Below are 26,707 nucleotides of genomic sequence, written 5' to 3' on the forward strand. Positions count from 1 at the left end.
GTCGGTGGGAAGGCCAGAAGTAGGGGGACCTTGGAAACCGCCTTAAGACTTTCTAGACACTTCTTTTCTTCCATATCTTTTCAGACCATCGTCCAACAAGCCAAAATGAAATTGCTAAAAGCAGAAAAAAGATAGTACGATTAATATTATCCCAAAGGTACTCAACGAAACGCGTGTAAAGGTTCAATAGGAAGAATACAAATCCTATATCACGTATTACCGTATCCTTCTTTTTCAAGCCATATATGGCAAGCCCCAAAGACACCGTAATAGCCAGTATACCCCAATATAGAATCTCGTACTGACGTATAGCAGTCCAAGCTTCAAAATCACTATAGTTACCGAAAATTGAAAGACACCATAGTGCAATCATGGTATACAAAAGACCAATAACAAAACTAGTAGATTGAAAATAAGCCAAAGTGCTCCATCTCGGTTGAATCCAAATCGAAAAGGCAGTAAGCAAACCTCCAAAAATAGTAAAACGTAAAGGGAAATTCATTCCCCAAAACTTCCATCCCCACTCGCTATGAAGTGCTGTTTCTGTAGCAAACCAAATCCCCAATGCCACAAGTGTAAACACCCAAATCAGTTTAGATTTTAACTTTACGGCCAAAATTGCATAAATCAAAATCGAAAGAAAAAATAGAATGGTGAAGTAGTGCGTATTACGATCTAAAACCTGTCCTAAAAAGCCAATACTTGCAGCGGTAGAAAAAGAACCAGCCAACATGAGGGTCTCATTGGAAAACGTTTTATCTGGATATAGCTTTTTGTTCCGAAATCCTAAAAAATAGAAAAGTGCTGCCAGAGCGGCAAAGAAAAAACAAAACACAATATTCGGCGTTTCATAAAACCGTTCTACAAAACGGACCAACATATCATCCGCGAATAAGGAAACTACTGAAAAAATCAAAGAAGCCAACGCTACCCAAAATGCATATCGCGCCAAGACTTTCCATTCAAAACTACGTTCATCTATGCTCTCCTGTAGTTCTAAAACCTTATTTTCTTCCAGTAAACCCTGTTTTTGCCAATGCATTAATGCTTGGTCTATGATTTCCTTTTCCTGCTTACTTAAATCTAGTTTCTTCGTCATACCTGGTTTAACAGGTCCAATTTACAAATAAAACCCCTAGGATTCCAAAAAACAAAACCATAACATTGCCCTTCCTATAAAGTCCGATTAATATTCAGTAACTTTGCAAGTTGCAAAAATTTAACGTTCCATGTCAAAAACAAAAGCAGTAGATTTAGGAGATCAAAACGAAGTTGAAGTATTCGGGGCTCGGGTACATAACCTCAAAAACATTGATATTTCCTTCCCAAGAAACGAACTAGTCGTCATTACAGGATTAAGTGGCTCTGGCAAATCATCTTTAGCTTTTGACACCATATATGCCGAGGGACAACGTCGATATATGGAAACCTTTTCCGCCTATAGTCGGCAATTTTTGGGAGGTATGGAGCGTCCCGATGTAGACAAAATATCGGGCTTAAGTCCTGTAATATCGATCGAACAAAAGACGACCAGTAAAAATCCCAGATCGACTGTCGGAACCATCACTGAGATATATGATTTTCTACGTCTTTTATATGCAAGAGCCAGTGAAGCTTTTTCTTATGTCAGCGGCAAACGTATGCAACGTATGTCTGAAGATCAAATTGTCGATCGTATTTTAGAAGACTTTAAAAATGAAGCTATTTTTATCCTTGCACCAATTGTCAAAGGTCGTAAAGGACATTATCGGGAGCTATTTGAACAAATACGTAAACAAGGATACACCAAGGTGCGTGTAGACGGAGAGTTACTGGATCTGGCGCCCAAAATGCAGGTCGACCGTTATAAAATCCACGACATTGAGATCGTTGTAGATCGACTGATTGTAGATCATGATGACCGAAAAAGACTGTATACATCTGTACTGCAGGCTATGAAATCGGCCAAAGGAATTATTAAGATAGCAAATAAAGAAAATACAAAAGAGCAGTTTTTCAGCCGCTATTTAATGGATGCCGAATCTGGAATTTCATACGATGAACCGCAGCCCAATACGTTCTCATTCAATTCGCCATACGGTGCCTGTCCAAAATGTGATGGTTTAGGCTATATATTCGAAATTGATAAAAAAACAGTTATTCCGGATCGTAAGTTAAGTATACAAAAAGGAGCAATTGTACCTTTAGGACCTTTTAGAGACTCTTGGAATTTTGCAGTCCTGAAAGCAGTCGCTCAAAAATTTGAATTTACACTCACTACTCCTGTCGAAAAACTCACAGAAGAACAGATTGACACCTTACTTTTCGGTGCAGACGAACCAATTTCTTTGACCGTATCTTACGGTTCCTACGGAGCAAGAGAATATAAAGTCAGTTTTTCCGGTGTTTTTAAGATGTTAGAAGAATACTCCGGTAAAACCAATGACGACGCTCCCGCATTGGAAGATTTTAGAACAAAAGTGTGCTGCCCTAGCTGTCATGGCGCTCGGTTAAAGCAAGAGTCCCTACACTTCAAAATAGACAATAAAAATATCAGTGAACTTGCTGCAATGGATATATCTTCATTGATGGCTTGGTTAGATAATATCGAAGACCGTATAGACGAGCGACAAAAGGTAATTGCAGTCGAAATACTAAAGGAGATCCGTACACGTCTAGGATTTCTTTTGGATGTAGGTCTAAACTACCTTACCTTGGATCGATCCTCCAAAACACTTTCTGGTGGAGAGGCACAGCGGATCCGTCTAGCGACTCAAATCGGATCCCAATTGGTCAATGTATTATACATCCTTGACGAACCTAGTATAGGTCTTCATCAACGAGACAATGAGCGCCTCATTAATTCCTTAAAAAACCTTCGCGATATCGGCAATTCTATCCTTGTTGTCGAACACGACAAAGATATGATCTTGCATGCGGACTATGTCATTGATATGGGGCCTGCTGCGGGCATCCATGGTGGACAGGTCGTCGCACAAGGTAAGCCTAAACAAATACTCCAAGCAGACTCTTTGACGGCAGATTATTTGAACGGCAAGAAGGAAGTTCAACTACCAAAAGAACGTCGCTCAGGAAATGGGCACACCTTATCACTACAAGGTAGCACTGGAAATAATCTAAAAAATGTGTCAGTGGATTTTCCTTTGGGAAAACTCATACTTGTCACAGGAGTTTCTGGTTCCGGAAAATCGAGCTTGATCACAGGTACCTTATACCCTATTCTGAATAAGCATTTCTTCCGGGCAAAAGCCACCCCTATGCCTTACAAAAGTATAGCGGGGCTTGAACATATTGATAAGGTTATTGAAATAGACCAAAGTCCCATCGGACGTACGCCGCGTTCAAATCCTTCTACATATACGGGAGTCTTCTCCGATATTAGAACATTATTCGTACAATTACCTGAAGCTAAGATTAGAGGATACAAGCCTGGTCAATTTTCATTCAATGTCAAAGGAGGAAGATGTGAAACCTGTCAAGGGGCGGGTATGAAAATCATTGAGATGAATTTCTTACCGGATGTGCAAGTACCCTGCGAAACCTGTCATGGCAAACGTTACAACCGGGAAACCCTCGAAGTCAGGTATAAAGGCAAGTCCATATCTGATGTGTTAGACATGAGTATCCATGATGCGGTAGCTTTCTTCGAACATATACCATCCATACACCGTAAAATCAAGACCCTCGAGGATGTAGGTCTAGGCTACATTACCTTAGGCCAATCTTCGACAACTTTATCGGGAGGAGAGGCTCAGCGCGTAAAACTAGCTACAGAACTATCCAAAAAGGATACCGGAAATACCTTCTATATCCTAGACGAACCCACCACCGGTTTACACTTTGAAGATGTAAATATATTATTAGGTGTTATCAATAGATTAGTGAATAGAGGAAATACCGTATTGATTATCGAACATAACCTCGACGTAATAAAGACAGCAGACTGGGTTATCGATATGGGTCCCGAAGGCGGTAAAGAAGGTGGTCAGTTAATGTTTGCCGGTTTACCTGAGGATCTGATCAAACAGAAAAAAAGTGAGACCGGACGCTTCTTAAAAGAAGAAATGAAATAGGGAGACAAAATGATGGAGTAACGAGTGGCAAGTACATAACTGATCACTCGTTACTCGTCACTGATTACTCGCAAGTACCTCAGCAACTACAAAATTAGAACCACCTACAAAAATTAAATCACCTTGGCGATAGGCGACTTTCGCTGTGTTCAAGGCATTTTCCACTGTACCACAGACATTACCTTTCAAACCGTAGGAAAGTGCTTTTTCGGCTAACTCTTCAGCAACCATAGCACGAGGCATATCTGGATTAGAAAAGTAATAATGAGCATCCTTGGGAAGGTATGGCAACATGTGATCCAAGTCCTTATCTTTCATCGCTCCGATAACAACATGCAGTTGCTCAAAATGTAGTTCTTCCAGATTTTTTATCACCTCCTTGATACCATCTTCATTATGTCCGGTATCACAAATGATTAAAGGTTCTGTAGATATGGTTTGCCAACGCCCTTGTAATCCTGTTCGACGTTGAACTCCTGCAAGCCCCAATCGTACTTGCTCTGTCGAAATGGTATAACCTAATTTTCGTAATTGCTCAACAACGCCAAGAACTCCTAAAACGTTTTTCAATTGATACGACCCCGTCAGATCCAATTCAAATTCTTCCGTAGAATCTGCTGAAACAATTTCCATTTTTTGATAAGTAGAGGTCTTTTCAATACACCGGGCTTTAATAAATTGATCCGCAAAAAACAAGTCTGCATTCAATTCAGCTGCCCGATTTATAAAAATTGGAGCTGTTATAGAGTTACTTTCAGAGATAACTACTGGCGTATTTGCTTTAATAATTCCGGCCTTCTCAACAGTAATCTCTTCCAGGCTATTGCCCAGGAGATTCATATGATCCATGCCGATATTAGTAATCAAGGCTACATCTGGATGAATAATGTTGGTGCTATCTAATCGCCCTCCCAATCCGACTTCAATAATGGCTACATCCACTTGTTCGCGCGCGAAGTAATCAAAAGCCATAGCCACTGTTGCTTCAAAAAAAGAGGGCTGCACCTCCTCAATCAATCCCTTCTGATTACTCACATGATCAACGACAAATTGTGCATCGATAAACTGCCCATTGACACGAATACGCTCTCTAAAATCAACCAAATGAGGTGAGGTATACAATCCCGTCTTATATCCCGCTGTAGCTAGAATAGAAGCCAGCATATGCGAAGAGGAGCCCTTACCATTGGTCCCTCCGACGTGAATAGTTTTGTAATTATTTTGCGGATTTCCTAATGCATCGCAGAGCGCTATAGTACGATCTAAGTCCTTTTTATAGGCCGAAGCCCCATCCCTTGTAAACATAGGCAATCGACTGTATAGATAGTCGATTGCCTCTGTATAAGTGTACATAAATGATTTTTATCTTAATTTGAAATTGAACTTGATAATACCAGTTTGGCTATCAGGTGCATTGGCGATCTGATTTAATCGGGCTCCTCTTACCGCTCGTTCACATTTTGACCAAAGTGCACCGTCCGAAATAGTAGTTCCTTTAGCTCCAGCACGTGCATAAGTAATCACTCCATTCTTATCTACCTTAAACTCCACCGCTACGATCCCGGCTTGTTGTCCATTATCATCAATTTTTGGTGCGACTGTGAATTTTCTATTGGCCAAAGAAATCATCGCATTACCAAATCCGGAACCACCCTCACCATAATTTGAGGCTAAAGGGTCACCCAATTCAGAACCCTGATTTCCAGGAGTAGACCCCGTCCCGTCCCCAGCACCTGTACCGTTATTTTTCTTTCCTTTATACAAGGCGTTTGTATTTACTGCAGGCGTACTTTTCTTCGTTTCTTTAGTAGTCTCCGCAGCCGGAGTTTTCACCGCCTTTTCTGCTTTTGCTACAGCAGGCGCATCTTCCATATCTTGTGTTGCCACAACCTTATCCGCTACCTGTTGGGTCGGTGTTGGTGTAGGTGTTTCTGTAGGGACGATCCGATCCGGTCTTACATCGTTTGCATTCTCATCCATGGATGGCTCCTCTACACTCATATAATCATCGCCCATTCCCTCATCAGATGTCCCATAGTTCACTATTATCCCCCCCATGCCAATTTCAGGAATTTCAGGTTGTCCAAATACGATAAAGAAGCTTATTACACCCAATATAGCCATTACTAGTGCCGAATATCCCAGCGCTTTTGGCATATTGTTCTCTTCCTTGAGATGATAATACATAGTACTTAATATTTTAAAAGCTTAGACTGCATTCATTATCAAATGTTTAATACAATCGATGCATTGCTTTATTAATCCTTTTTAGGTTCAGTCGCTAAAACCAGTTTTATCTTCAATCTATTTGCAACATCCATCACAGCGATTACATTCTGAATCGGCACCGTACTATCTGCATACAACATAATAGTCACCTCCTCTCCGGTATTGATCTGTGCCTGTAAAGTCTGTTCCAAAGCTTCATACGGAACGATTTGCTTATCGATATGATAAGCTAAATCACTGGTAATAGATACCGTGATCGTTTTCTTGGCAACAGACTGCTCTCCTGCGCTTGATTTCGGAAGCAATAATTTTACAACCTGCGGATTAGCCACGGCAGAAGCCAATAGAAAGAACAACATCAGGAAAAACATGATGTCATTCAGTGCCGCTGTATGCACTTCTGCTGTAGGTCTATTTCTTCTATTCCTTAAATTCATCTTTGAAAATTTAAACCCCAGGTTCGTCCAATAAATCGATAAATTCTACCGCTTCAGTTTCCATCTTTAAAATAAGACGTTCGACCATCATATTTAAAATATGATAACCGATATAGGCCAAAATACCAATCGTAAGACCAGAAGCCGATGCAATCATTTTGACGTACAAACCGCCAGAAACAGAACCGATATCTATGCCCCCTGCAATCTCTACATCACGAAAGATCTGAATAACTCCAAAAATAGTTCCAACGAAACCAAGCATCGGAGCAATACCTGCAATAATTCCTAAGATATTTATGTTCTTCTCCAAACGGGCTACTTCCAGTTTACCAGCATTCTCAATAGCACCTTCAATATCCTTAATGGGACGACCAACACGGGTTAATCCTTTTTGCAACATACGAGCCAAAGCTGAGTTGCTGGATCGGCACACCGCAATCGCTGAATCCAATTTACCGGAAAGCACATTGCTTTTAATCTGTGCCATCAGACTACCATCTGTCTTCGATGCATTTCGAATCGTAATATAGCGTTCGATAAAAATTACGAGTCCCAAGAAAAACAATAAAAGAATCGGGATCATAATCCAGCCCCCCTTCATCATCAGCTGAAGTAAATTCAGGTTTTCTTGTTGCGTAGCAAGTTGTACCGATTGTTGTTGTACTTGGTTTAATGTATCTACGGGTAGATTGCCTTGTAATAATGACATAGCGTTAAAAAAATATTTGTTTACAGGTTTATGTTCTCTATTTAATCACATCCGGCCAAGCGTCTGTCTTGATATGTTTCTTCACATATAGCAAAGCCGAATCTCTTTCTTCTTTGCTCGCATAAGTGTCCCACACGACCCGCTTCAAATTCTTAGCCAAGTTGGGAGTAATCACGCGAACGGATTTATGTCCATCTTTATTAAATGCTTCAGCTTCTTCATAAGCCTGTGCAAGTGTTCGGTGTGTACCGATCACGATAGTATATCTATGGTTGACAGGAGGAGAAGTGATTTCTTCGCTTTTCTCCTGATCAGGCTGTAAATCGGATGATGAAGCCACAGAATCTTGCGTAATCAAAGTCGAATCAACAGATAGATCTGCCACTAATGTGTCGGTCAACGTGCTGTCCAACGGTACCATAACTTGCTCCTCAGTCTCCACAACAGGACCTTGTTGCATATATGTACTGTAATAGTACAAGCCTCCTAACAATACTACAGCTATAATTCCGACTAAAGCATATACGTAAGCACTTGTTGATTTGCGTTCATTAGACGGCAACAAATCATTTTGTGCATCCGATTCTGTAAGGATATTCGTCTCTGCTTCAACAGAATCCGGCATATTTTCCAGCGCAACACCGGGCTCGGATTTAACCACATCATCCGAAATTTCCTCACTCAAAAGCTCACTTGTTTTCGAATCATCCGTTACTGCTGTTGCTGGTTGTGTCTCAACCGCTACATCCTCCTTGGCTATGGAGCTATCGTCAGCAGAGAAATTGTCCTCTACTGCGGTATAATTAAAACCTGAGAGATCGAGTGGTTTAAACACGTACGAATTGCCGTAACTGATCAATTGTCCGAGATTGTCAAGGCTAACCTGACCCGACTGATTCAATTTATCTAATACAGTAGCAACAGACTGTTCAACCAGTAATTCGGCTTCATGACGGTCAAGCTGATTGGCCTGTTGTACATAGGTTACGAAATCATAGCCATCGGTTGCAACACTATCGAACTCGATAAAAGTAATAGGAGGCAAAAAGACATGCCGTTTAGCATCAAAAGTAGCCGGTGTGTGCACACGCTTAAACACCCCCAATCTATTCACATAGACGGACGTCTGTCGCTTAAGTAATGTATGTATTTGCCTTCCTAAATTCATCTTTTTCTAGAGCACCGTGAGGTGCAAAGTTATAATCTATTTTTATTAAAATGAAAAATTAACGCCACCGATCACATTAAATCCCAACTTAGGATAGTACATGTACCTTTGATACTCTTTGTTCAGAATATTATTGGCTTTTACAAAAATCCCTAAATTGGACAATGCCTTATACTCCGCACCAGCACTCAAATCAAAAAACTCAGGAACAGTTTCTTTTTTATAAGGCGACACAGCTAAACCATTAGCATCATATTCATAAGTCTTCGCATAAGACATTCCGTGAAATAAAGCCTCTGCATCGATATACAGCTTTTCAGAGATATTAAAGCGAGCATTAGCTGCCAAACGAAGTTTTGGTGTAAACCAAGCTTCCTCTTCATTAGCCATCGTATAATTTTCAATATTCAATCTACCGCCTAAATTGACCAATTCAGACAAGCGTACATTAATCTCTCCCTCAACGCCAAGATACTTCACTTTGTCATCGCCGTTACCATCATAAACCAAATCAAATTGGAATGGACGCTCTTGATTGTTCACAAAAAGCGGCATACCTTCCAACGACTTGTACATAACTTTCGCTTTGTAGCCAAATGTTGCACCGGCATTTCCCTTGATACCCCCAAAGAAATTCAGACGCTCAACCATATTCTGATAAGCTAAGTCTGGCCCCAAGTAAGGGTTTGTTTGGGAGAAAGTCTTAAATGAAGCCTTTTGTACGCCACCATTTATACCTCCAAAAAGGTGAATATATCCCGGTACAAGAGAAAAATCGACTTCTGCAGATGGAAACACATTAAAACGTGTACTATCCCCAAATTCAGAAACAATATTGGCCCCTAGTGTCAACGTATAGTTTGTTCCTTTCAGACTGATGTAAGGATTAATATTCGCAAGAGAATTCTTAAACTTCGTATCCTTCGCTACATTTGAGCTTCCTCCTATCGAGTTTACATCCACGGCCATATTAGCACCTATATTAAAAGTCCTCAACCGTTTATTCAGATATCCGGACAATGCTACAGAATTCTCGATGGCCTCAAATTTATCTTTATACGTATAGGCATCTACCTTAGCCGAATAAGAAAGTGCTTCTTCATTATTTGGATCAAAATTACTGGTCAACTCGCCCGTAAAATAAATATCATTAAAACGTTGCGCTTCCCGCGAAGGGTTCAGCGTCAAACCATTTACGTCAACCGGGATTCCGTAAAAACGGGTACCATATCTATTATACCCCAAAACTCCATCTACGGTAAAAGCCGATAAAACACGACGGCCAAAAACGCCGACTTCCTGTCTGGAGAATTTCTGATCATCCAACGAGCCCTTTTGGTTAAGATGCTTGACAAATCCACCAAAGCGCATATCCTGGTAATCTTCCACTGCGATGTACGCCTCTCCTAATATCGTACCTAGATTACCAACACCCAATTTCACATAATTACTCGTAATATCCTGTGTCTTCGTAAAAGGCAGTTGCTGTACATTAAGCTCTTTAAGTCCGGTATTGATATCCAACTTTTTATCAGGCACACTCCCGTAACTCAATTTGGGCATATAACTACGCTTATTACTCATATCAGGACTACGGCGTATTTTTACCGCGTCCGCAAGAATAGGCTTATAATCACGTACGACATCAAAAGAATCTATCGTTACTGGCTTAGTTGGATCTTGCTGAGCATAGCCTTGATATCCGGCCCCCAATAGCAATGCAACTATTGCGTAATTTTTAAAAACTGTTTTATGCAACTTCATCTAATTATACTTCTTTATGGCCGATGAGAGCTCGTCCGACCGCATCGGACTCGGTTTCATCTTATTTCCTATTTCTTCTTATTTAAGCTTTTGTAAACGTTCTTTGGCAGCTTTCAAGATGCCATCTTCTTTATTCTCGTAATTATCAATCACACTCTCTAAAGTAGCTTTAGCTTGAAACTTATCACCCTTTCCAACGTAAGCATCTGCCATCAGGATAAACCCTTTTGCGACCCAGTAATCATACGACGAAAATGTGTTCGAAATATCAAAAGCTGATTCAATAGCTTTATCATACTGCTTTGCCTTTACTTGTTGCTCGGTCACTAAATAGCGCGCCTCTGCGCCCGTCTCCGTCTTCGACTTCAAGGCCGCCAAATTCAACTCCTTAGTAGCATCTGCCCATTTCGTCGTCGCTAGATAGGCCTTTGCAGCATACAGATGTGCCAAAGCAATATCCTCTTCCGAAGACTTCTCATATCCTTTCAACAAGTTTGCATAATTCAACGTCTCGATATAGTCACCTATATTAAAATAGCTCACCAATAAATTTTTAATGGCAAAACCGTAGTTCTCTTTATATTCCGACGTTAATTCCAGTTTCTTCAAGACCTGTACAGCCTCATTATAAGCTTTATTACGGAGATGCAGCTTAGAAACACTGAGCAAAGTTTTCTCTGTATAAGCAGAAGTCCAATCATTCATAATAATATTGAAATCATGTAATGCCTCTTTATCCTTTCCTAGATTAGCATAACTTTCGCCACGGATAAAACGAGCAAACTTCTCTTGGATAGGTTTAGGAAATTTGTCAAAGTAAGCGTTTGTTGCTTCGACAGCTCCCTGCCAATTTTGTCTATCAAAGAGGTTTTTTGCTACAGCGAAAGTATGTGCATCCTGTTCAGAGGTAGATAAATTCCCTATGTTTGTCGATGTAGCATACTTAATATATCCAGTAGCATCATTTTTGTCCAAATAGATGTTTTCAATCGAACGTATAGCCTGTTTTGCTTCGTCGGTTGTAGCATATTGATTCACAACACGCTGGAAAGTAGCCAATGCGGCGTCATTATTGTCCTGATTATATTGCACCAGTCCGATAGTCAATAGCGCACGTGGCACATACGAACTACGCGGGTATTTTTCTACCATAGACTGTAATCCCGAAATAGCCTTATCATACTGGCCCATTAAGAAATAGGTATATGGCACTTCAAAAGCAACATCATCCGCATAGTTCGATTTGGGGAACTTCGCAATAACAGAATTTAATGTGGCTAGCTTCGCATCACTATTACCTTGAAGTCCTTGGATAATCCCGCGCTGGAACAGCGCATAATCCTGACTCTGCGCATTCGAACTTATTAGGCGATCGTAATAAGACATAGCCTTAGCATAATTTTTGGTCGCAAAATAAGAATCCGCCAGACGGGCGATTGCATCATTACGGGTATTTAGCTCAATTCCATCCTTCCCTCCACCTGCTAAGAAGCGCTCAAAATAATTGGCAGAAGTATTAAAATTATCGTTCCGGAATGCCGCATAAGCTAATGCATAATTTGCGTAATGATAAACATCCGTATTGCGTGCAGCAGGAAGCTGCAAAAACTTATTAAAACTTGCTACAGCCTCTTTATATTTACGCACTTCGTACATAGCTTCCGATTTCCAGTAGTTGGACAAAGCATAGATGTCTTCGTCATAACGATTCGCTTCAGAACGCATAAACATGGAGATCGCATTTTCAAATGCACGCTCATTGTAAAACTCCAAACCACGGTAATATGTTACTTTCTGATACGCACTCTTTGTCTCTTTGGAGGTACGATCGATAGACTCCAGAACGTCAACTGCCGCACGATAACTCTTCGTACTCAAAAGAATTTCTGCTAACAATGTATTCGCTTCCTCTTTGCGCTTCGTTTGCTTATAGGTATCCAGGTACTCCTGTATCGCATCCAAGGCCACTTGATGAAAGTCCAGTTCATAGGAGAGCTTCGCATAATTAAACAATCCCTCCTCCTTCAATTGCGGGTCAAAATCCAATTTAGAGGCTCTAAAAAAAGCATTACGAGCACTCTGCTTATTATCGGTTTTTAGGAAAGCATCACCCAAAGTCACCATAGCACTTTGGTAATATGCATCCGGTTCAGTCAGCTTCTCCAACTCCGAAATTGCTTTTGGATAATCCTTCAATTTGTAAGCAATATATCCGATTTGATAGCTATCTTGATTATTTTGTGTCTTCCCTTGATCCTGAGCCTGAAACTTATCGTAAAACTCTTTAGATTTTGCTAAATCACCTTTTATAAAGTAGGTAGCTCCGATTACCCTGAACATTTCAGTTTCGTGCTCCTGTTTGGTCGTCTGCAAGATTGGCAATGCATAGCTCAATACATCGTCATAGCGCTTATCCAGGAAATACAATGCCGTAATATAATAAGGGTAGCTATTCGCAAAGGTCTTCGAGCCATTCAAACGCTCGAACTCATTCAGCGCAGTCTTATATTCTGCGTCCAAATAGCACAAATAGGCATAATAATAAATTGATGCTTCTTGAAACTGGCTACGTTCATCCTTAAGCTTCTCAAACAACGGCTTTGCCGACTTATAGTCGTTGGTCATGAAACGGGCATATCCCAATTTAAACCGATATTCCGTATTTTCCGCTCCAGCCAAATTTTTGGAATCAATTTTTGTAAACCACTCAATCGCCTTTATGTAATCCCTTTTGGCGTAATACGAACGTCCAATCTGAAAAAAAGCAGCTTTAGAATTTGCACTGGAAGGGTAGTCCTTGATATATTTTAAAAACTGTACCTCTGCGTCAGAATCTCCCAATTCTAAAGCACATACTGCCTGGTAAAAACGTACGCCTTCTTTTATTAGTGTCAACTCTTCGGTTTCATCCAATTGAAGGGTAGATTTGGTACGCAACTGCTCGACTTTATCAAATTGCTTCGTCGCAGAGCTATATTTACCTCTCTCAAACAATTCCAATCCCGTCTTATAAGCCTTATTAATGTCCTGCCAAGCCGTTTGCTGACCAAATGTAGGCAAAGTCATTAAGCTCAATGCGACCCCTAATCCGTAAATCTTTTTGTACATATCGGTGCTTAAATCTTTATGTGTGTTATAAAATTCAAAATAGTCTGATTCTACCACTTATTATGCCAGAATCCGCTTTTAAGTTGATACTTTTTATTCAGTATACTAAATTAAGGCATCAATATCAAGTTTTGCCCAAAAGTTGTTAACACCTGTTAATAACTCTCACGGGACGTCGCTACTCGCCTATAGCACACAACGCGTCATCCAACAGGAAAGGTAAAAATAAAGCCATCAATATTTTGATGGCTTATCAATATTTAACAAAGGTTTAACAACCTTTACCCTCTTTTTCCTGCCAATAGATAAAGCACTGCCATACGTACAGCGACACCATTTTCGACCTGGTCTAATATAATCGAATGTTTACTATCCGCAACATCCGATGTAATTTCCACCCCCCTGTTAATAGGCCCAGGATGCATAATGGTTATTTCTTTATTTAAAGAATCTAGTATTTCTTTGTTCAAACCATACAGCATAGAATACTCGCGCAAGGAAGGGAAATAAGCTATATCTTGTCGCTCTAACTGAATACGCAACATATTAGCTACATCACACCAGTTAAGTGCCTTCATTAAATCATGCTCTACACGCACCCCCAATGAAGTAATATATTTAGGAATCAAAGTAGTGGGTCCACAGACCATCACCTCAGCCCCTTGCTTTTGAAGACATAGAATATTAGATAGCGCTACACGCGAGTGTAGAATATCACCGATGATAGCAACTTTACGGCCAGCCACATCTCCGTAACGCTCCCTTATAGAAAAGGAGTCTAATAAAGCTTGCGTAGGGTGCTCATGAGCCCCATCTCCGGCATTAACGATCTGTGCATCGACATGTCTACTCAGAAAAACACCAGCCCCTGCATAAGGATGCCGCATCACGATCATGTCAACTTTCATCGCCAAAATATTATTGACCGTATCGATCAACGTCTCTCCCTTACTGACAGATGAAGACGATGCAGCAAAATTGATCGTATCTGCAGACAAGCGCTTCTCCGCTAACTCAAATGATAAACGCGTTCGTGTCGAGTTTTCAAAAAAAACATTCGCAATAGTGATATCACGCAAAGAGGGTACTTTTTTTATAGGTCTATTCAATACATCCTTAAAATTAGCTGCTGTATCTAAGATAAGTTGAATATCACTTTCAGTCAGGCCCTTGATACCAAGTAGATGTCGTGTACTTAACTGTTCTGCTGTTGTTGACATTTTTTCAAAGTAAAAATTAAAAAACCGAGCCCGCGAGCTCATCAAAGATAATTAAAAATAAAAACGCACTAACAATGCTAGTTCGTTCTTATTTTTTCTCCGTAATTAACACTATACTATCCTCTTTATCCACTTCTTCCCAACTCACGATTACCTTTTGAGAATCAATAGAATCCACTTGAATTCCAATATAATCGGGTTGAATTGGAATTTGTCTTGAAAACCGACGATCGACAAGCACCAATAACTCAATGACCTCTGACCGTCCAAAAGCTTGAATAGCATCCATCGCCGACCGGATAGTACGCCCTGTCCATAAAACATCATCGATAAAAATGATATTTTTACCTTCAACAATAAAATCGATCTGCGTACTATTTGCCAAAAGTGGTGTGGCACCTTTCATCCGAAAATCATCTCTGAAAAAAGTGATATCTAAGATTCCAGTATCGACATCCCTTCCTATCATTTCTTTCAACTCTTTAGCAATTCTATTGGCCAGATAAGTACCCCTAGGTTGGATTCCTATTAAAGCTGCATTACTAAAATCACCATGATTTTCAATCAATTGCTGACACAATCTCTTGATTGTTATTTGAAACTTGGGACCGTCTAATAAAATAGATTGTTTCATCTGTAATAACTTGTCTTTTAAAGGTCATATGGAATATCCACATTATTTTCCTTCTTGCCTGTGCCGCTTTTGATAAATGGATATTTCATTACGGGAATATTTAGCCAAAAATAGGCTTTTTTTTTCGTTCATATGTGTATAATTTTGTTTTTTATCTGTCATCCGACAGCTGGCGGACTAATGATTGTTTGTGCTTCGCTAAATAGGTGTATTTTATATAATACATTTTGAAAGTAAAAAACCATAAAAACAAGAACAGCCACTTAAAATATAGTGGCTGTCCTGTTTTTTATAAGATTAAATATTATTTTTCACCAAAGAAGTAACCGAACTCTTTTAGCAGTCCATCCACGGACTTTTGAACATCAGCATCTTTACTCTCGTCTGCTATCATTTTATAGCGCTGAAGCCCCATTAAACCTAAACGCACATTTCGTTCTGATCCCAAATTCGTCAACAATTTATTCGAAGTATAATAGCGCATGTTATCTCCTATAAAAGCTAAATGTCGTAATGCAACTTCTTTTGCTTTGGCCGACTCCCCTGTCTTATACATAGCATCTACCAACAGCACATAACTCATTGGCTCACTCATCTGATAGGTTTTCTTAGGCATATTGTCGTATGCATTTAACACCACTTTACGAGCTTCTTCCTTCTTACCTTCGTGCAATAAATTCTGAGCTGTCTCACCAAAGATTGAACTGACATACAAACTGATATAACGGTAAGAATCGGGGTCTAGATAAGACGACTTTCCTATATTCCCCCACTTATATTTATTCATGATGTTGCTGTACAGACCATCGACATCTGTCACCGGAGCAAAACCCTCCTCCGAAGCACTATCCGCCATACTAACAGGCATCAAGCGCATCGAGAACCCTTCGGAAACCAAATATTTATCCAGACCGATATAATTGACCTCAGGCGTAGTAGAAGTAAAGTAAATAGGACGCTTCCAATTATTATTCGCCAGTATAGCCATTAAAGACAACTCTGCACGACTCACATAGTTCATGGAATAAGTCCATTGCATCGTATCTACAATCGCATCTTCCCAACCCTTTGGCACTACTTTATTAGCCAGCACTACATTTTTATCAACAGTGAGTTTCATATTTTTGGTTGGCAACAGATTCACCCAGTCACCACTCTGCAATTGTACCTTATTCTGTGCGTTATCAGACAACATGATATCCAGCAAATTCTTCACTTCAATATGTCCCGGAATCTGAAAATCCTGATAGTAAATAACGTCACGTACGCCGTCCTTAAATTTCTCCGGGTCAATATTAATAGGGAGTGCATCTGCGTCATTTACCTTTTCCAACATCTGACGCATATACCAGTCGGAAGACAAAAGACTGAGGTTAACAACCCGCACGTCCGTCCTGAATCCCTCAACCTCCTGTACATACCACAGTGGATAGGTATCATTGTCTCCATAACTGAATAAAATGGCGTTAGGAGCACAAGATTCCAAATAATTCTTCGCCATATCTCTGGCCAAAAACTTATGTGACCGATCGTGATCATCCCAGTTTTGAGACGCTAATAACACCGGCGCTGCAAATAGACCGACCACAGAAGCAACTATTCCAGCAGTTTTGGCAGATACTTTTTTACTCAAGAAATCTGCAAGCGCAAGAACTCCAAGTCCAATCCAAATTGAAAACGCATAAAAAGAGCCCGCATAGGCATAATCACGCTCTCTCGGCTGTAACGGGGTTTGGTTTAAGTATAATACAATCGCTAACCCCGTAAAGAAAAACAATAACATCACGACACCCGCATCCCGTTGATTCTTTCCAAAATGCCAATATGCGCCGATCAAGCCCAACAGCAACGGCAAAAAGAAATAGGTATTGCGCGACGGATTCTCTTTTTCCGAATCAGGCAAATCATACTGCCCTCCCACAAACACGTTATCGATAGGTTTAATTCCAGAAATCCAATTACCTTCCAAAACAGAACCATGCCCTTGCACATCATTCTGCCTACCGACAAAGTTCCACATAAAGTAACGGCCATACATATGTCCGATCTGATACCCAAAAAAGAACTTTAAATTATCAGCAAAGGTAGGCTGCTCATCAGGTCCCAGCCCGAGGTACTGTCTATAAAATGTTGGATGATCACTCTTTTCACTATAAATACGTGGAAACAGAGTTTCTCTATCGTATTTATAATCCGTCTTCTTTTTCGCGACTACATATTTATCCTTATCCTTACGGTATATCTGACCCGATTCGAATATATCAATAGGCTTTGCATCAAAAAAACGTCCTTTAAATAAGGGCTCATCACCATATTGCTCACGGTTCAAATAACTCAAGAAACTAAATGCATTATCAGGATCAGAGTTGTTCAACGTAGGATTCGCTTTTGCACGAATCAATATCATCGTAAAAGAACTGTAGCCTAAAATCACAAAGCCCAATGAGATCAATGCGATATTAAGAATAGGCTTTACCTTTTTGATAGAATACCAGATTCCGTACACCATACCCCCAGCGATCAGCAGTACAAAGGCAGTGACCCCAGTACCAAAGCCCATTCCTAGTGTATTTACAAAGAACAAATCCGTGAAAGCAGCAAATTTAATCAAGTACTGTATCACTCCCCACAATATCAAAGCCAACACAATGACACCAATCAAAAGCGATTTTATAACCCCCTTAGTCGTAATTTCCTTACTTCTTCTGAAATAAACCACCAATGCAATTGCTGGAATAACCAATAAATTCAGCAAGTGAACGCCGATAGAAAGCCCCATTACATAGGCAATAAGGATCAACCATCTATCTGCGCCAGCCTCATCCGCTCTGACTTCCCATTTCAATATAGCCCAGAATACAATCGCTGTACATAGTGAAGACATCGCATACACCTCAGATTCTACCGCAGAGAACCAGAATGTATCGGTAAAAGCATAGGCCAAAGCACCGACAAGACCTGCTCCCATTATACGTAAGACATCATTCTCCGCCAAAGGAACTGTAATATCTGCTTTACCAAGGATCAACTTGCGACCTAACGCAGTAATAGACCAAAACAAGAATAAAATCGTCAAACCTGAAGAAACAGCCGAACCAATATTCATCCAATAGGCAATCTGTGTTTTATCTCCCATAGCTAAGTTTGAAAACACATTCTGCACCATCAAAAACAAAGGCGCCCCAGGCTGGTGCACGATCTGCATCTTATATGCCGACGCGATAAACTCACCACAATCCCACCAACTCGTTGTACGCTCAGCGGTGATAACATACACCAATGTAGCGACAATGGCACAAAACCATCCTAAAAGATTATTAATCTTGTTATAATTCATCATACTATAAATTGCTTTTCAAAAGACTTTCGGGTTTTAATTGAACAGAAACAACTTTAAGTCGTATGAGGTCAAACCCTAAACTTCGCTTCGAAAATAAGGATTACATCGTTACAAAAGAATAACAAATTAATATTTAACAAAGATTATCCTTAAAAACTTTCATGATCTGCCGGGTTGCGGATCATCACCAGAGATGAACCGATCCCGATGTTATCCGGAAAGCTCTCGAATGCCATTAGTAAAGAATAACTCCATGAAAAAAGTTTTTGATGTCCATTGAACGTCCCGAAGTAAGCATATTGACATCATAAAGAGTTAAAACGAATCAACAATACGGAAACTTTCTAAAAAAAAAGAAGCTTTTTAGAAAAGCTCAAATAAAGACAAAAAATATAACTCTGAAAATCAAGCTAAAACAAAATTAATGAAAATAAGTTTTGCACTTATAAAAAACAGGTGTATATTTGCATCATCAAACACGGAAACAACGACACAAAATGCTTGATAAATGAATGATTGTCCGATAGTATAAGGGTAGTACGACAGTTTTTGGTACTGTTTGTCTTGGTTCGAATCCAGGTCGGACAACAAAAGAGAGTTACAGATTGTAACTCTCTTTTTTTTTATACATTATCTACAAGGCAATCGAAGCGCTATCTTTAGCTTTTTATTTCAATATCATTTCTCTAACTTTGCCCAAACATTTTAAATACATAATATATTTAAACCATGCCTTCGCAATTCAATACGGTTAAATTATTTGCCGGTTCTGGCACACAAGAACTTGCTGAAAAGATCTCTTCCGCATATGGAAAACCTCTAGGAGACAAAACACTCGCCAAATTCAGTGACGGAGAGATTCAACCCTTCTACAACGAGTCTGTGCGCGGAGCCGACTTATTCTTGATTCAGTCCACCAGCCAACCCACAGACAATCTTTTTGAATTATTATTGATGATTGATGCAGCAAAGCGCGCTTCTGCACACTACATCACAGCCGTGGTCCCTTACTTCGGTTATGCACGTCAAGACCGTAAGGACAAACCCCGTGTAGCTATAGGCGCTAAGATGATTGCCAATCTTATCACAGCAGCCGGAGCCCACCGCATTATGACAATGGATCTTCACGCCGCTCAGATACAAGGTTTTTTTGACATTCCAGTAGACCACCTAGATGGATCTGTGATTTTTGTCCCTTACATCAAGTCGCTGAACCTACCCAATCTAACAATCGCTTCGCCAGACATGGGTGGCTCTTACCGCGCACGTACTTTCGCTAAGTTTTTTAATGCAGAAGTAATCATCTGCGACAAGCGACGCAAACGTGCCAATGAAATTGAATCGATGTCAATCATCGGTGATGTTACAGGGCAAGATGTTGTACTGATGGATGACATATGCGACACTGCAGGAACGCTTTCAAAGGCAGCCGCCTTAATTATGGAAAATGGAGCAAACTCCGTTAGAGCGGTATGTACACACGCGGTATTATCAGGCAAGGCATACGAAACTATTGAAAACTCGGTATTAACAGAGATGATTGTTACCGACACCATACAGTTGGATCCCGAAAGATCAAAAGTCTGTTCAAAGATAAAAGTCCTATCTACGGCAGAACTATTTGCCAAAGCTATTAAAAATGTAAATGAACACGCTTCTATTGCAGAACTTTTCGTCGTCGAATAATAGCAATACACCTTATTTTAGAATCCAAGAAGGCCATCTGCAAATTTACAGATGGCCTTTTTCACATATAGTTAGTGCGTTAATAAGGCTTTCAAACTAAAAGTTTACAAAAAACATACCATAATGTGAGATCGAGTAAAAACAAAAAAAGTCGCCCCGAATCTACCTCGGGGCGACTTCAAACAATCACATAAGTTTTTATAGTTTTTTGACCCGGATATTTCTTAAGAACACTTCTGTACCATGTCCTAAAAATCCAATATGGCCCGTATTGGTTTTTAACCCTGGATGATTCTTTCCATCTGCGGCACCGCTTTTTGCTGCCGCCTTAATATCACCATCCACAATCACCTGACCGTTTACAGTTACTTTAATTTTATCGCCCTGTATACGGATTTCCTCCTGATTCCATTCGCCCATTGGCTTCAAAGAACCTCTTTTGGCAGCAATGATACCGTATACAGATCCATGATATTGATAAGGCTTCAATTTACTGTAGACCTCTGCATTATCATCTAGGATCTGAATTTCATAGCCCAGATAAGCTGCATCTCCCTCCAAAGGAGCACGTATCCCAACACCATTGTTAGCTCCTGGAGTCAATTTAAACTCAAATCGGTACACAAAATCCCCATACTGCTCTTTGGTATAAATATTTTTACCAAATTTTGCTGTAGGGTTCGAGCGCAGGACACCTTCTTCATTGATTTCATACGCAGGAGACGATGTCCACTTATCCAAATTTGTACCATCAAAAAGCATTTCAAATCCTTCTGATTTCTCTTGGTCACTTAGCGTATAAACAACTTTCCGCGGCAATTCTTTCAAATACACATCTCTATACCAAACCCGGGATCCGTGAGCCTGTAATTCAATTTGTTCTGTTGGAAATATGGACTGATTTCTATCCCAGTAATTCTCCAAAGGCACATTATCCACAACCAACTCACCATTGAGCCACACCCATACATTCTCACCGACCATGCGGATTTTAAAGTTATTCCACTCACCCAGCGGATTGTCTGCAACTTTTAGCGGCTTCGAATTAGATTTATTATTGTACAAACCTCCAGATCCGACTTCAGCACCTACATTCGTCCTCGAAATATCCCAGATCTGTACCTGCGGAGTTCCTCTTAAATAAACACCAGCATCCGGCTCCTTGCCGTTTTTATCCAACTTCCAGTCCAATAGCAACTCAAAGTCTCCATACTGCTTTACCGTCGCAATATTATCGCCATGACCCGCAAATACCAGATCTCCATTGATCGCAGACCAGCTTTCTCGCATTTTTTTATCCGCTTCTATTTGCTTCTGCTCGAGTTCCTTGGGAGTCATTTTAGCGCGCTTAATGGGATTTTCTACCAACCCTTTCCAACCGGTGAGATCTTTCCCATTAAACAAAGCAATATAACCTTCTCTGGCAGGCATTTCCGTTAAATGTCGCACAATAGCTTCTTTCAAATAAGAACTTTCGCTTCCAGACAGATTGCCTTCAGCCATCTGCAACCAGTTACGGACATCCGTTCCTACAAAAGCTTTATTATCCATTATAATATTCATCACGACATCAGTAGCCACCCCCTTAAGCTCTGCATCATTCAAGTACTTACTTGCAAAAACAAGCGCAGGATAAGTACCCGTCGCTTTCATAGCCGAAAGCGCCGAACTACGTTGCTCTTTGGTCTGTGCATATTCAAATGCATCTCTTAACAACAACGTCTTTTGTTCATTCTTAATCCCACTTGCGTTCAACTGCTTTATAAAACCAGAAAAAACAGTTTTAAACAGGGCAGCGTCTTTTTCTGTGCGAAGCAACGTCGTTAATTCATCTAATGAAGAAGTATTAGACCAACTCGCTAACGCTTGTACCGCATCATTTTTAAGTGGATTTCCCGTTCCCACATACCCTTTTACCGTCTTTAAAGACTCTTCTCCACCTTCTCCGGCAAAAACAGGAAACAATCGAGCGGCAGAAGGTGCCTGAGATCTAGAAATGGTAGCAGAGAGGCGTTGAATAATAGCAGCCTTGTTACCATTATTTCTTAACGCGACTATAGCAGCTTGTTGTGCTGATTTCACATCGTCCCCCTCGGCTTTCCCCAACACATTAACGACAGCTTCAAAATCAGCATCGTTAACAACATTAGGCAATGCTTTATATGCTGCTGATCGGACAGCAGGACTACCCTGTTCAATTAACGCAAACACTTCCTTCGCAGAATTTTTATCGGAACGCTTAGATAACACATCCAACAAGGCCAATTTTGTCTTTTCATCAGCGCCAGAAATCGCTTTATTGATTTCGGAAACTGTATTCGCTCCCTTAGCCGTTAACAAAAGTGTTTTTAAGGTATTAACCTCCGCTTCATTTGCTGTTGCAAGCTGTTTAATAACAAAAGAAGTATTTGTACCCTTACTCAAAGCAGATAATGTATTGTAAGCAGCGATGCGAGATTCTGGATCTTTAACAGCTTTTAGGCTCTTTTCGATCACAGGAATAGCTGCTGTTGCATCTTTTTTAGTTAAAAAATTCAATACACTTTCTTGAGCCTCGGGTGACAATTTAGTCAGCGATGACGCAATCTTCTTAATATCCGATGCCGTAGCATCTGATCCCAGAAGACCCAATGCTACATTTCGCAAAATAGCATTCTCACCCGTAGACAACTTCAACAGATTTTTTTTCTGCTTACCCGGCTCTAGACGGCTCATTAGCTCCAAAGCTGCAACACGTGCACCAATAGCTTTAGGATCTTGCGCTTCAGCAAATACAGCAGAAGCCAACTTATACGCTAAATCTTTCTTACCATTATACGCCAACACATTCGCATATTCCAGTGTCAATGCAGCAACATTGGACTTATCAAAAGTATAATTTGTTGATTTAGCTTTTCCATAGAAGGTATCGTAAGACTTTTCCCCACCGATTTTACTCAATGTTGTCAACGCATTTCGTTGAAAATTCTCCGATTGATACTGACCGATCAATGCAATAACTCGCTCTTCAGCATCTTTAGACCGCAATTCACCAAGCGCACCTATTATAGCCGTAGCCGTTTGTTCGGTAACACTACCCGCCAAAGCTTTATTCAAAGCCACAGCAGCTTCTGGTGTATGTATGGCGCTAAGCACACGCGCTGCTTTTTCAGCAAAATAAGCATCATTCAGATAAGTGGCTACCTTGTCTACAGACTCATTTTTTCCACAAAACTTAAGCAACTCAAATACAAAAGCTTTGTTATTTTGATCCTTCAAATTGTCCAACGCCCCCAACAAACCTTTCGCATACTTCTCCCGCAGGGCATCCTTACCGGGTTGCATGACGTAGAAAGCGTAAGAGTTTGTAGCGTATTCGATAGATGCATTATTCCCGCCTTGAGGCTTCAAACCTTGCAACAAAGCAACAACATCATCCGAGTTAAACCCTTCCAATTCTTTCATCGCTGCCAAAAACTTAGATTGTTCTGCGGCAGGTTGCTGTGCCAGGACATCTGCAATCTTGGTAGCAGTTGTACGGTTAGCAGGCTGTTGTGCATAGGATGCTGTCTGCAACAACAACAATATAGATATAGTATTAAAAATCTTTTTCATGTGTTTATTTCAGGTTAAAAAGTCCAAGGACCTCTCATAGGTTGATTGATCAAACGGTTAGCAGCTTCGTCATTTACAAACTCTTGCTTAGCTGAATCATAATGCAACGTTCTATTAAGGCGCAAAGCAGCCAAGCCTAGATTTACCAACGTACAAGAATAGTAACCATTCTCTTCGTTAAGGGCAAATTTTTGTCTTGTACGTACGGCTTCGACAAAATCTGTCATTTGCGGGGCTGGATCCGGGTATTGAGCCAATTTGCGTTCCAAATCAGGAATATCAGAAACAAAACCTCTATACAACTTACCTTTAGGTCCTTCTATATAAGCCTTACCTACTTCTGTTCCTTCTCCATCCAATATAATCTGACAGCCATCCGCATACGTATAAGTGATCTTACGCCAAGTACCCACTGCATCAGCATGTTGCTGAGGCGCGTCCACTTCTATTTTAACAGGGCTTTCATTATCCTTACCTAAGAAATACTGTACAGGATCCAAATAGTGCTGTCCCATATCACCTAATCCCCCTCCATCATAATCCCAGTAGCCCCGGAAAGTCGTATGTACCCGATGTGTGCTATAAGGCTTATATGGAGCTGGTCCTAACCACATCTCATAATCCAACTCTTTGGGAGCCTGTTCAACCGGTAGGTTTTCTTTACCCACCCAGTAAAACTTCCAATCAAAACCTGTATGCTTACTTATAGTAACCTTCAAAGGCCATCCCAACATACCTGTATCAACAACTTTCTTGATCTTTTTAACAGGTACATTCATACCGTAAAAATTAGCATCAAAACGGAACCATGTATTCAAACGGAATATATTACCGTGTTGAGCAATGGCCTCTTTAACCTTTTTACCCTCACCTATGGTTCTTGTCATCGGCTTCTCACACCAAATATCCTTACCCGATCGGGCAGCTTCCAACGCCATTAAACCATGCCAATGCGGAGGAGTTGCGATATGTACAATATCTACCTCTGGATTGGCAATCAAATCGCGAAAATCGTGATGTTCTTTTACGCCTCCACCCAATGCTTTCTGCGCTAGAGCCAAGTGTCTCGTATCTACATCACATATGGCGACTGTTTTTGTGCCTGCGTAACCGAAATGTCCACGCCCCATCGACCCAACACCAATCACACCTTTAGTCAGATGATCACTCGGAGCCAAATACCCCTTACCCAATACAAACCGTGGCACAATAGTGAATGCTGCGGCTCCAATCAATGACTTTTTAATAAAATCACGTCTTGAAGTATGTTGTTTTTCCATGTTTATTATGATTATTTTAGGTTCCCAAGATTTAAAGTTAATTGTTTTTTTTAAACAACTCAAATATAAATACATAAAATTTTTAATAAAGAAAAAACAGCTAATGTATTACGGTTTTTACAAAAAGTCAAAAAGGATTGCGTTCTCATAATTTTTCATTACTTTTGCACCTCATATTTTAATATTTTAAACAACATGAAATCAATTGCTATTAGCGGTTCTCTTAGAGAGAGCGTAGGGAAAAGAGATGCAAAAGGATTGCGTTACGAAGGACAGGTTCCTGCAGTTCTTTATGGAGGAAAAGAACAAACTCACCTTTCTGTATCCGCAGCTGATTTGAAACCAGTTCTTTACACTGCTGATGTTATTTTCGTTGAATTGAACATCGACGGTAAAAAAGTAAGAGCTATCGTTCAAGAAGCACAATTCCACCCATTAACAGATCAAGTTACGCACGTTGACTTTTTAGAGTTATTCGATGACAAAGAAGTATCTGTAAACATCCCAATCAAATTAACAGGAACTTCTCCTGGTGTTAAAATGGGGGGTAAATTAGTTCAAAAATTACGTAACCTTCGTGTTAAAGCATTACCTAACAATCTTCCACAAGAGATCGAGGTTCCTATGGAGTCTCTAGAAGTTGGTAAATCTTTCCGCGTGCGCCAAGTAACATTAGAGAACGCTAAAGTATTAAACAACTCAGACGATACAATCGTTTCAGTAATCATGTCTCGTGCTTTACGTCAAGCAGAGCAAGAAGCAGCGAAAGCAGCTCAAGGAGGCAAAAAGAAATAATTTCGGTATTTAGTACTGAGTATTTATTATAAAGAGCATCGGAGATTCCGGTGCTCTTTTTTTTACTTTTCACTTTTTACTTTTTACTTTTACAGCCATGAACTATTTGATTGTTGGTCTAGGAAACATCGGACGGGAATATGCAGATACCCGACACAATATTGGTTTTATGGTAGCAGACGAGTTGGCTAACCAAGCAGGCTCGTCCTGGTCTACGTTAAAACACGCTTACTACACGGAGTTTAAGCAGCGAGGACACAATGTCTATTTGATCAAACCGACTACCTATATGAATCTCAGCGGTAAAGCCGTCAATTATTGGATGCAACAACTTAAAGTACCTATACAGAATGTCTTGGTAATCGTCGATGACCTAGCTATCCCTTTTGGTTCACTACGTATAAAACCAAAAGGCTCGGCCGCCGGACATAACGGACTAAAGTCCATTGAAGCCCTATGCGGAGGACAAGCCTACCCCAGGTTACGTTTTGGCATAGGAGACAACTACCCAAAAGGTAGACAGGTTGATTACGTCTTGGGGCCTTTTGACAAAGAAGAACAAAAAGAGCTGCCCGCATTGATTGAGCACGCAGTCAAGATGGTCCACAGTTTTGTCCATATCGGGATAGAGTTAACAATGACAAATCTCAATACTAAATGACAAAGA

17 protein-coding genes are annotated in these 26,707 nt (G+C 40.3%); 4 read left to right on the forward strand and 13 right to left on the reverse strand.

Going from position 1 to position 26,707, the window contains the following annotated elements; genetic code table 11:
* Positions 1-52: 52 nt before the first annotated feature.
* Positions 53-1,099, reverse strand: a complete 1,047-nt coding sequence (locus tag G7B20_RS05760; protein ID WP_164109210.1) for a DUF2157 domain-containing protein — start codon at positions 1,097-1,099, stop codon at positions 53-55.
* 130 nt (positions 1,100-1,229) lie between these two features.
* Between G7B20_RS05760 and uvrA the strand changes: the two genes are divergently transcribed.
* Positions 1,230-4,073 carry an excinuclease ABC subunit UvrA gene (gene uvrA, locus G7B20_RS05765; protein ID WP_164109212.1) on the forward strand — a complete coding sequence of 948 codons (2,844 nt, stop codon included), beginning with the start codon at positions 1,230-1,232 and terminating at the stop codon, positions 4,071-4,073.
* Positions 4,074-4,130: 57 nt separating this feature from the next.
* On the opposite strand, the gene G7B20_RS05770 is transcribed toward uvrA, so the two are convergent.
* From G7B20_RS05770 to G7B20_RS05815, 10 genes are all read right to left on the reverse strand, one after another.
* Positions 4,131-5,426, reverse strand: a complete 1,296-nt coding sequence (locus G7B20_RS05770; protein WP_164109214.1) for a bifunctional folylpolyglutamate synthase/dihydrofolate synthase — start codon at positions 5,424-5,426, stop codon at positions 4,131-4,133.
* A 9-nt stretch (positions 5,427-5,435) separates the two neighbouring features.
* The gene (locus G7B20_RS05775; protein WP_164109216.1) at positions 5,436-6,260 is read right to left on the reverse strand and encodes an energy transducer TonB; all 825 of its coding nucleotides are present in this window, start codon (positions 6,258-6,260) and stop codon (positions 5,436-5,438) included.
* 71 nt (positions 6,261-6,331) lie between these two features.
* On the reverse strand, positions 6,332-6,739 hold the full coding sequence (locus G7B20_RS05780; protein ID WP_164109218.1) for an ExbD/TolR family protein: 408 nt from the start codon (positions 6,737-6,739) through the stop codon (positions 6,332-6,334).
* Positions 6,740-6,749: 10 nt separating this feature from the next.
* Positions 6,750-7,451 (reverse strand): MotA/TolQ/ExbB proton channel family protein, encoded by a 702-nt coding sequence (locus tag G7B20_RS05785; RefSeq protein ID WP_164109220.1) that lies wholly within the window; start codon positions 7,449-7,451, stop codon positions 6,750-6,752.
* 37 nt (positions 7,452-7,488) lie between these two features.
* The gene (locus G7B20_RS05790) at positions 7,489-8,619 is read right to left on the reverse strand and encodes a hypothetical protein (RefSeq protein WP_164109222.1); all 1,131 of its coding nucleotides are present in this window, start codon (positions 8,617-8,619) and stop codon (positions 7,489-7,491) included.
* Between the two features lie 45 nt (positions 8,620-8,664).
* Positions 8,665-10,383: a TonB-dependent receptor gene (locus tag G7B20_RS05795; protein WP_164109224.1), complete on the reverse strand. Its 1,719-nt coding sequence runs from the start codon at positions 10,381-10,383 to the stop codon at positions 8,665-8,667.
* A 78-nt stretch (positions 10,384-10,461) separates the two neighbouring features.
* Positions 10,462-13,491 (reverse strand): tetratricopeptide repeat protein, encoded by a 3,030-nt coding sequence (locus tag G7B20_RS05800; RefSeq protein WP_164109226.1) that lies wholly within the window; start codon positions 13,489-13,491, stop codon positions 10,462-10,464.
* 281 nt (positions 13,492-13,772) lie between these two features.
* Positions 13,773-14,711, reverse strand: a complete 939-nt coding sequence (locus G7B20_RS05805; protein WP_164109228.1) for an aspartate carbamoyltransferase catalytic subunit — start codon at positions 14,709-14,711, stop codon at positions 13,773-13,775.
* 88 nt (positions 14,712-14,799) lie between these two features.
* Positions 14,800-15,345, reverse strand: a complete 546-nt coding sequence (gene pyrR, locus G7B20_RS05810; RefSeq protein ID WP_164109230.1) for a bifunctional pyr operon transcriptional regulator/uracil phosphoribosyltransferase PyrR — start codon at positions 15,343-15,345, stop codon at positions 14,800-14,802.
* 304 nt (positions 15,346-15,649) lie between these two features.
* Positions 15,650-18,685, reverse strand: coding sequence for a DUF2723 domain-containing protein (locus G7B20_RS05815; protein ID WP_240465986.1), 3,036 nt, complete (start codon positions 18,683-18,685; stop codon positions 15,650-15,652).
* 729 nt (positions 18,686-19,414) lie between these two features.
* Here G7B20_RS05815 and G7B20_RS05820 point away from each other — a divergent pair.
* Positions 19,415-20,371 carry a ribose-phosphate pyrophosphokinase gene (locus tag G7B20_RS05820; RefSeq protein ID WP_164109233.1) on the forward strand — a complete coding sequence of 319 codons (957 nt, stop codon included), beginning with the start codon at positions 19,415-19,417 and terminating at the stop codon, positions 20,369-20,371.
* Positions 20,372-20,569: 198 nt separating this feature from the next.
* Here G7B20_RS05820 and G7B20_RS05825 read toward each other — a convergent pair whose 3' ends face one another.
* Both G7B20_RS05825 and G7B20_RS05830 read right to left on the reverse strand, forming a co-directional pair.
* On the reverse strand, positions 20,570-23,965 hold the full coding sequence (locus G7B20_RS05825; RefSeq protein ID WP_164109235.1) for a family 16 glycoside hydrolase: 3,396 nt from the start codon (positions 23,963-23,965) through the stop codon (positions 20,570-20,572).
* Between the two features lie 14 nt (positions 23,966-23,979).
* Positions 23,980-25,245 (reverse strand): Gfo/Idh/MocA family oxidoreductase, encoded by a 1,266-nt coding sequence (locus G7B20_RS05830; protein WP_164109237.1) that lies wholly within the window; start codon positions 25,243-25,245, stop codon positions 23,980-23,982.
* Between the two features lie 195 nt (positions 25,246-25,440).
* Between G7B20_RS05830 and G7B20_RS05835 the strand changes: the two genes are divergently transcribed.
* Together G7B20_RS05835 and pth are read left to right on the forward strand one after the other, a co-directional pair.
* Complete coding sequence (locus tag G7B20_RS05835; protein WP_164109239.1) at positions 25,441-26,040, forward strand: 50S ribosomal protein L25/general stress protein Ctc; 600 nt, start codon at positions 25,441-25,443, stop codon at positions 26,038-26,040.
* A 97-nt stretch (positions 26,041-26,137) separates the two neighbouring features.
* Entirely contained in the window at positions 26,138-26,701 is a 564-nt protein-coding gene (gene pth / locus G7B20_RS05840) for an aminoacyl-tRNA hydrolase (RefSeq protein ID WP_164109241.1), read from the forward strand.
* Positions 26,702-26,707: the final 6 nt, after the last annotated feature.

Source organism: Sphingobacterium sp. xlx-96 (assembly GCF_011007365.1).
In the GTDB taxonomy this organism is placed as follows: domain Bacteria; phylum Bacteroidota; class Bacteroidia; order Sphingobacteriales; family Sphingobacteriaceae; genus Sphingobacterium; species Sphingobacterium luzhongxinii.

What these genes read in the sequence shown, in the direction of transcription:
- G7B20_RS05760 (WP_164109210.1), bottom strand. Translation starts at nt 1,099, where the DNA reads ATGACGAAGAAACTAGATTTAAGTAAGCAGGAAAAGGAAATCATAGAC.
- uvrA (WP_164109212.1), top strand. Translation starts at nt 1,230, where the DNA reads ATGTCAAAAACAAAAGCAGTAGATTTAGGAGATCAAAACGAAGTTGAA.
- G7B20_RS05770 (WP_164109214.1), bottom strand. Translation starts at nt 5,426, where the DNA reads ATGTACACTTATACAGAGGCAATCGACTATCTATACAGTCGATTGCCT.
- G7B20_RS05775 (WP_164109216.1), bottom strand. Translation starts at nt 6,260, where the DNA reads ATGTATTATCATCTCAAGGAAGAGAACAATATGCCAAAAGCGCTGGGA.
- G7B20_RS05780 (WP_164109218.1), bottom strand. Translation starts at nt 6,739, where the DNA reads ATGAATTTAAGGAATAGAAGAAATAGACCTACAGCAGAAGTGCATACA.
- G7B20_RS05785 (WP_164109220.1), bottom strand. Translation starts at nt 7,451, where the DNA reads ATGTCATTATTACAAGGCAATCTACCCGTAGATACATTAAACCAAGTA.
- G7B20_RS05790 (WP_164109222.1), bottom strand. Translation starts at nt 8,619, where the DNA reads ATGAATTTAGGAAGGCAAATACATACATTACTTAAGCGACAGACGTCC.
- G7B20_RS05795 (WP_164109224.1), bottom strand. Translation starts at nt 10,383, where the DNA reads ATGAAGTTGCATAAAACAGTTTTTAAAAATTACGCAATAGTTGCATTG.
- G7B20_RS05800 (WP_164109226.1), bottom strand. Translation starts at nt 13,491, where the DNA reads ATGTACAAAAAGATTTACGGATTAGGGGTCGCATTGAGCTTAATGACT.
- G7B20_RS05805 (WP_164109228.1), bottom strand. Translation starts at nt 14,711, where the DNA reads ATGTCAACAACAGCAGAACAGTTAAGTACACGACATCTACTTGGTATC.
- pyrR (WP_164109230.1), bottom strand. Translation starts at nt 15,345, where the DNA reads ATGAAACAATCTATTTTATTAGACGGTCCCAAGTTTCAAATAACAATC.
- G7B20_RS05815 (WP_240465986.1), bottom strand. Translation starts at nt 18,685, where the DNA reads ATGATGAATTATAACAAGATTAATAATCTTTTAGGATGGTTTTGTGCC.
- G7B20_RS05820 (WP_164109233.1), top strand. Translation starts at nt 19,415, where the DNA reads ATGCCTTCGCAATTCAATACGGTTAAATTATTTGCCGGTTCTGGCACA.
- G7B20_RS05825 (WP_164109235.1), bottom strand. Translation starts at nt 23,965, where the DNA reads ATGAAAAAGATTTTTAATACTATATCTATATTGTTGTTGTTGCAGACA.
- G7B20_RS05830 (WP_164109237.1), bottom strand. Translation starts at nt 25,245, where the DNA reads ATGGAAAAACAACATACTTCAAGACGTGATTTTATTAAAAAGTCATTG.
- G7B20_RS05835 (WP_164109239.1), top strand. Translation starts at nt 25,441, where the DNA reads ATGAAATCAATTGCTATTAGCGGTTCTCTTAGAGAGAGCGTAGGGAAA.
- pth (WP_164109241.1), top strand. Translation starts at nt 26,138, where the DNA reads ATGAACTATTTGATTGTTGGTCTAGGAAACATCGGACGGGAATATGCA.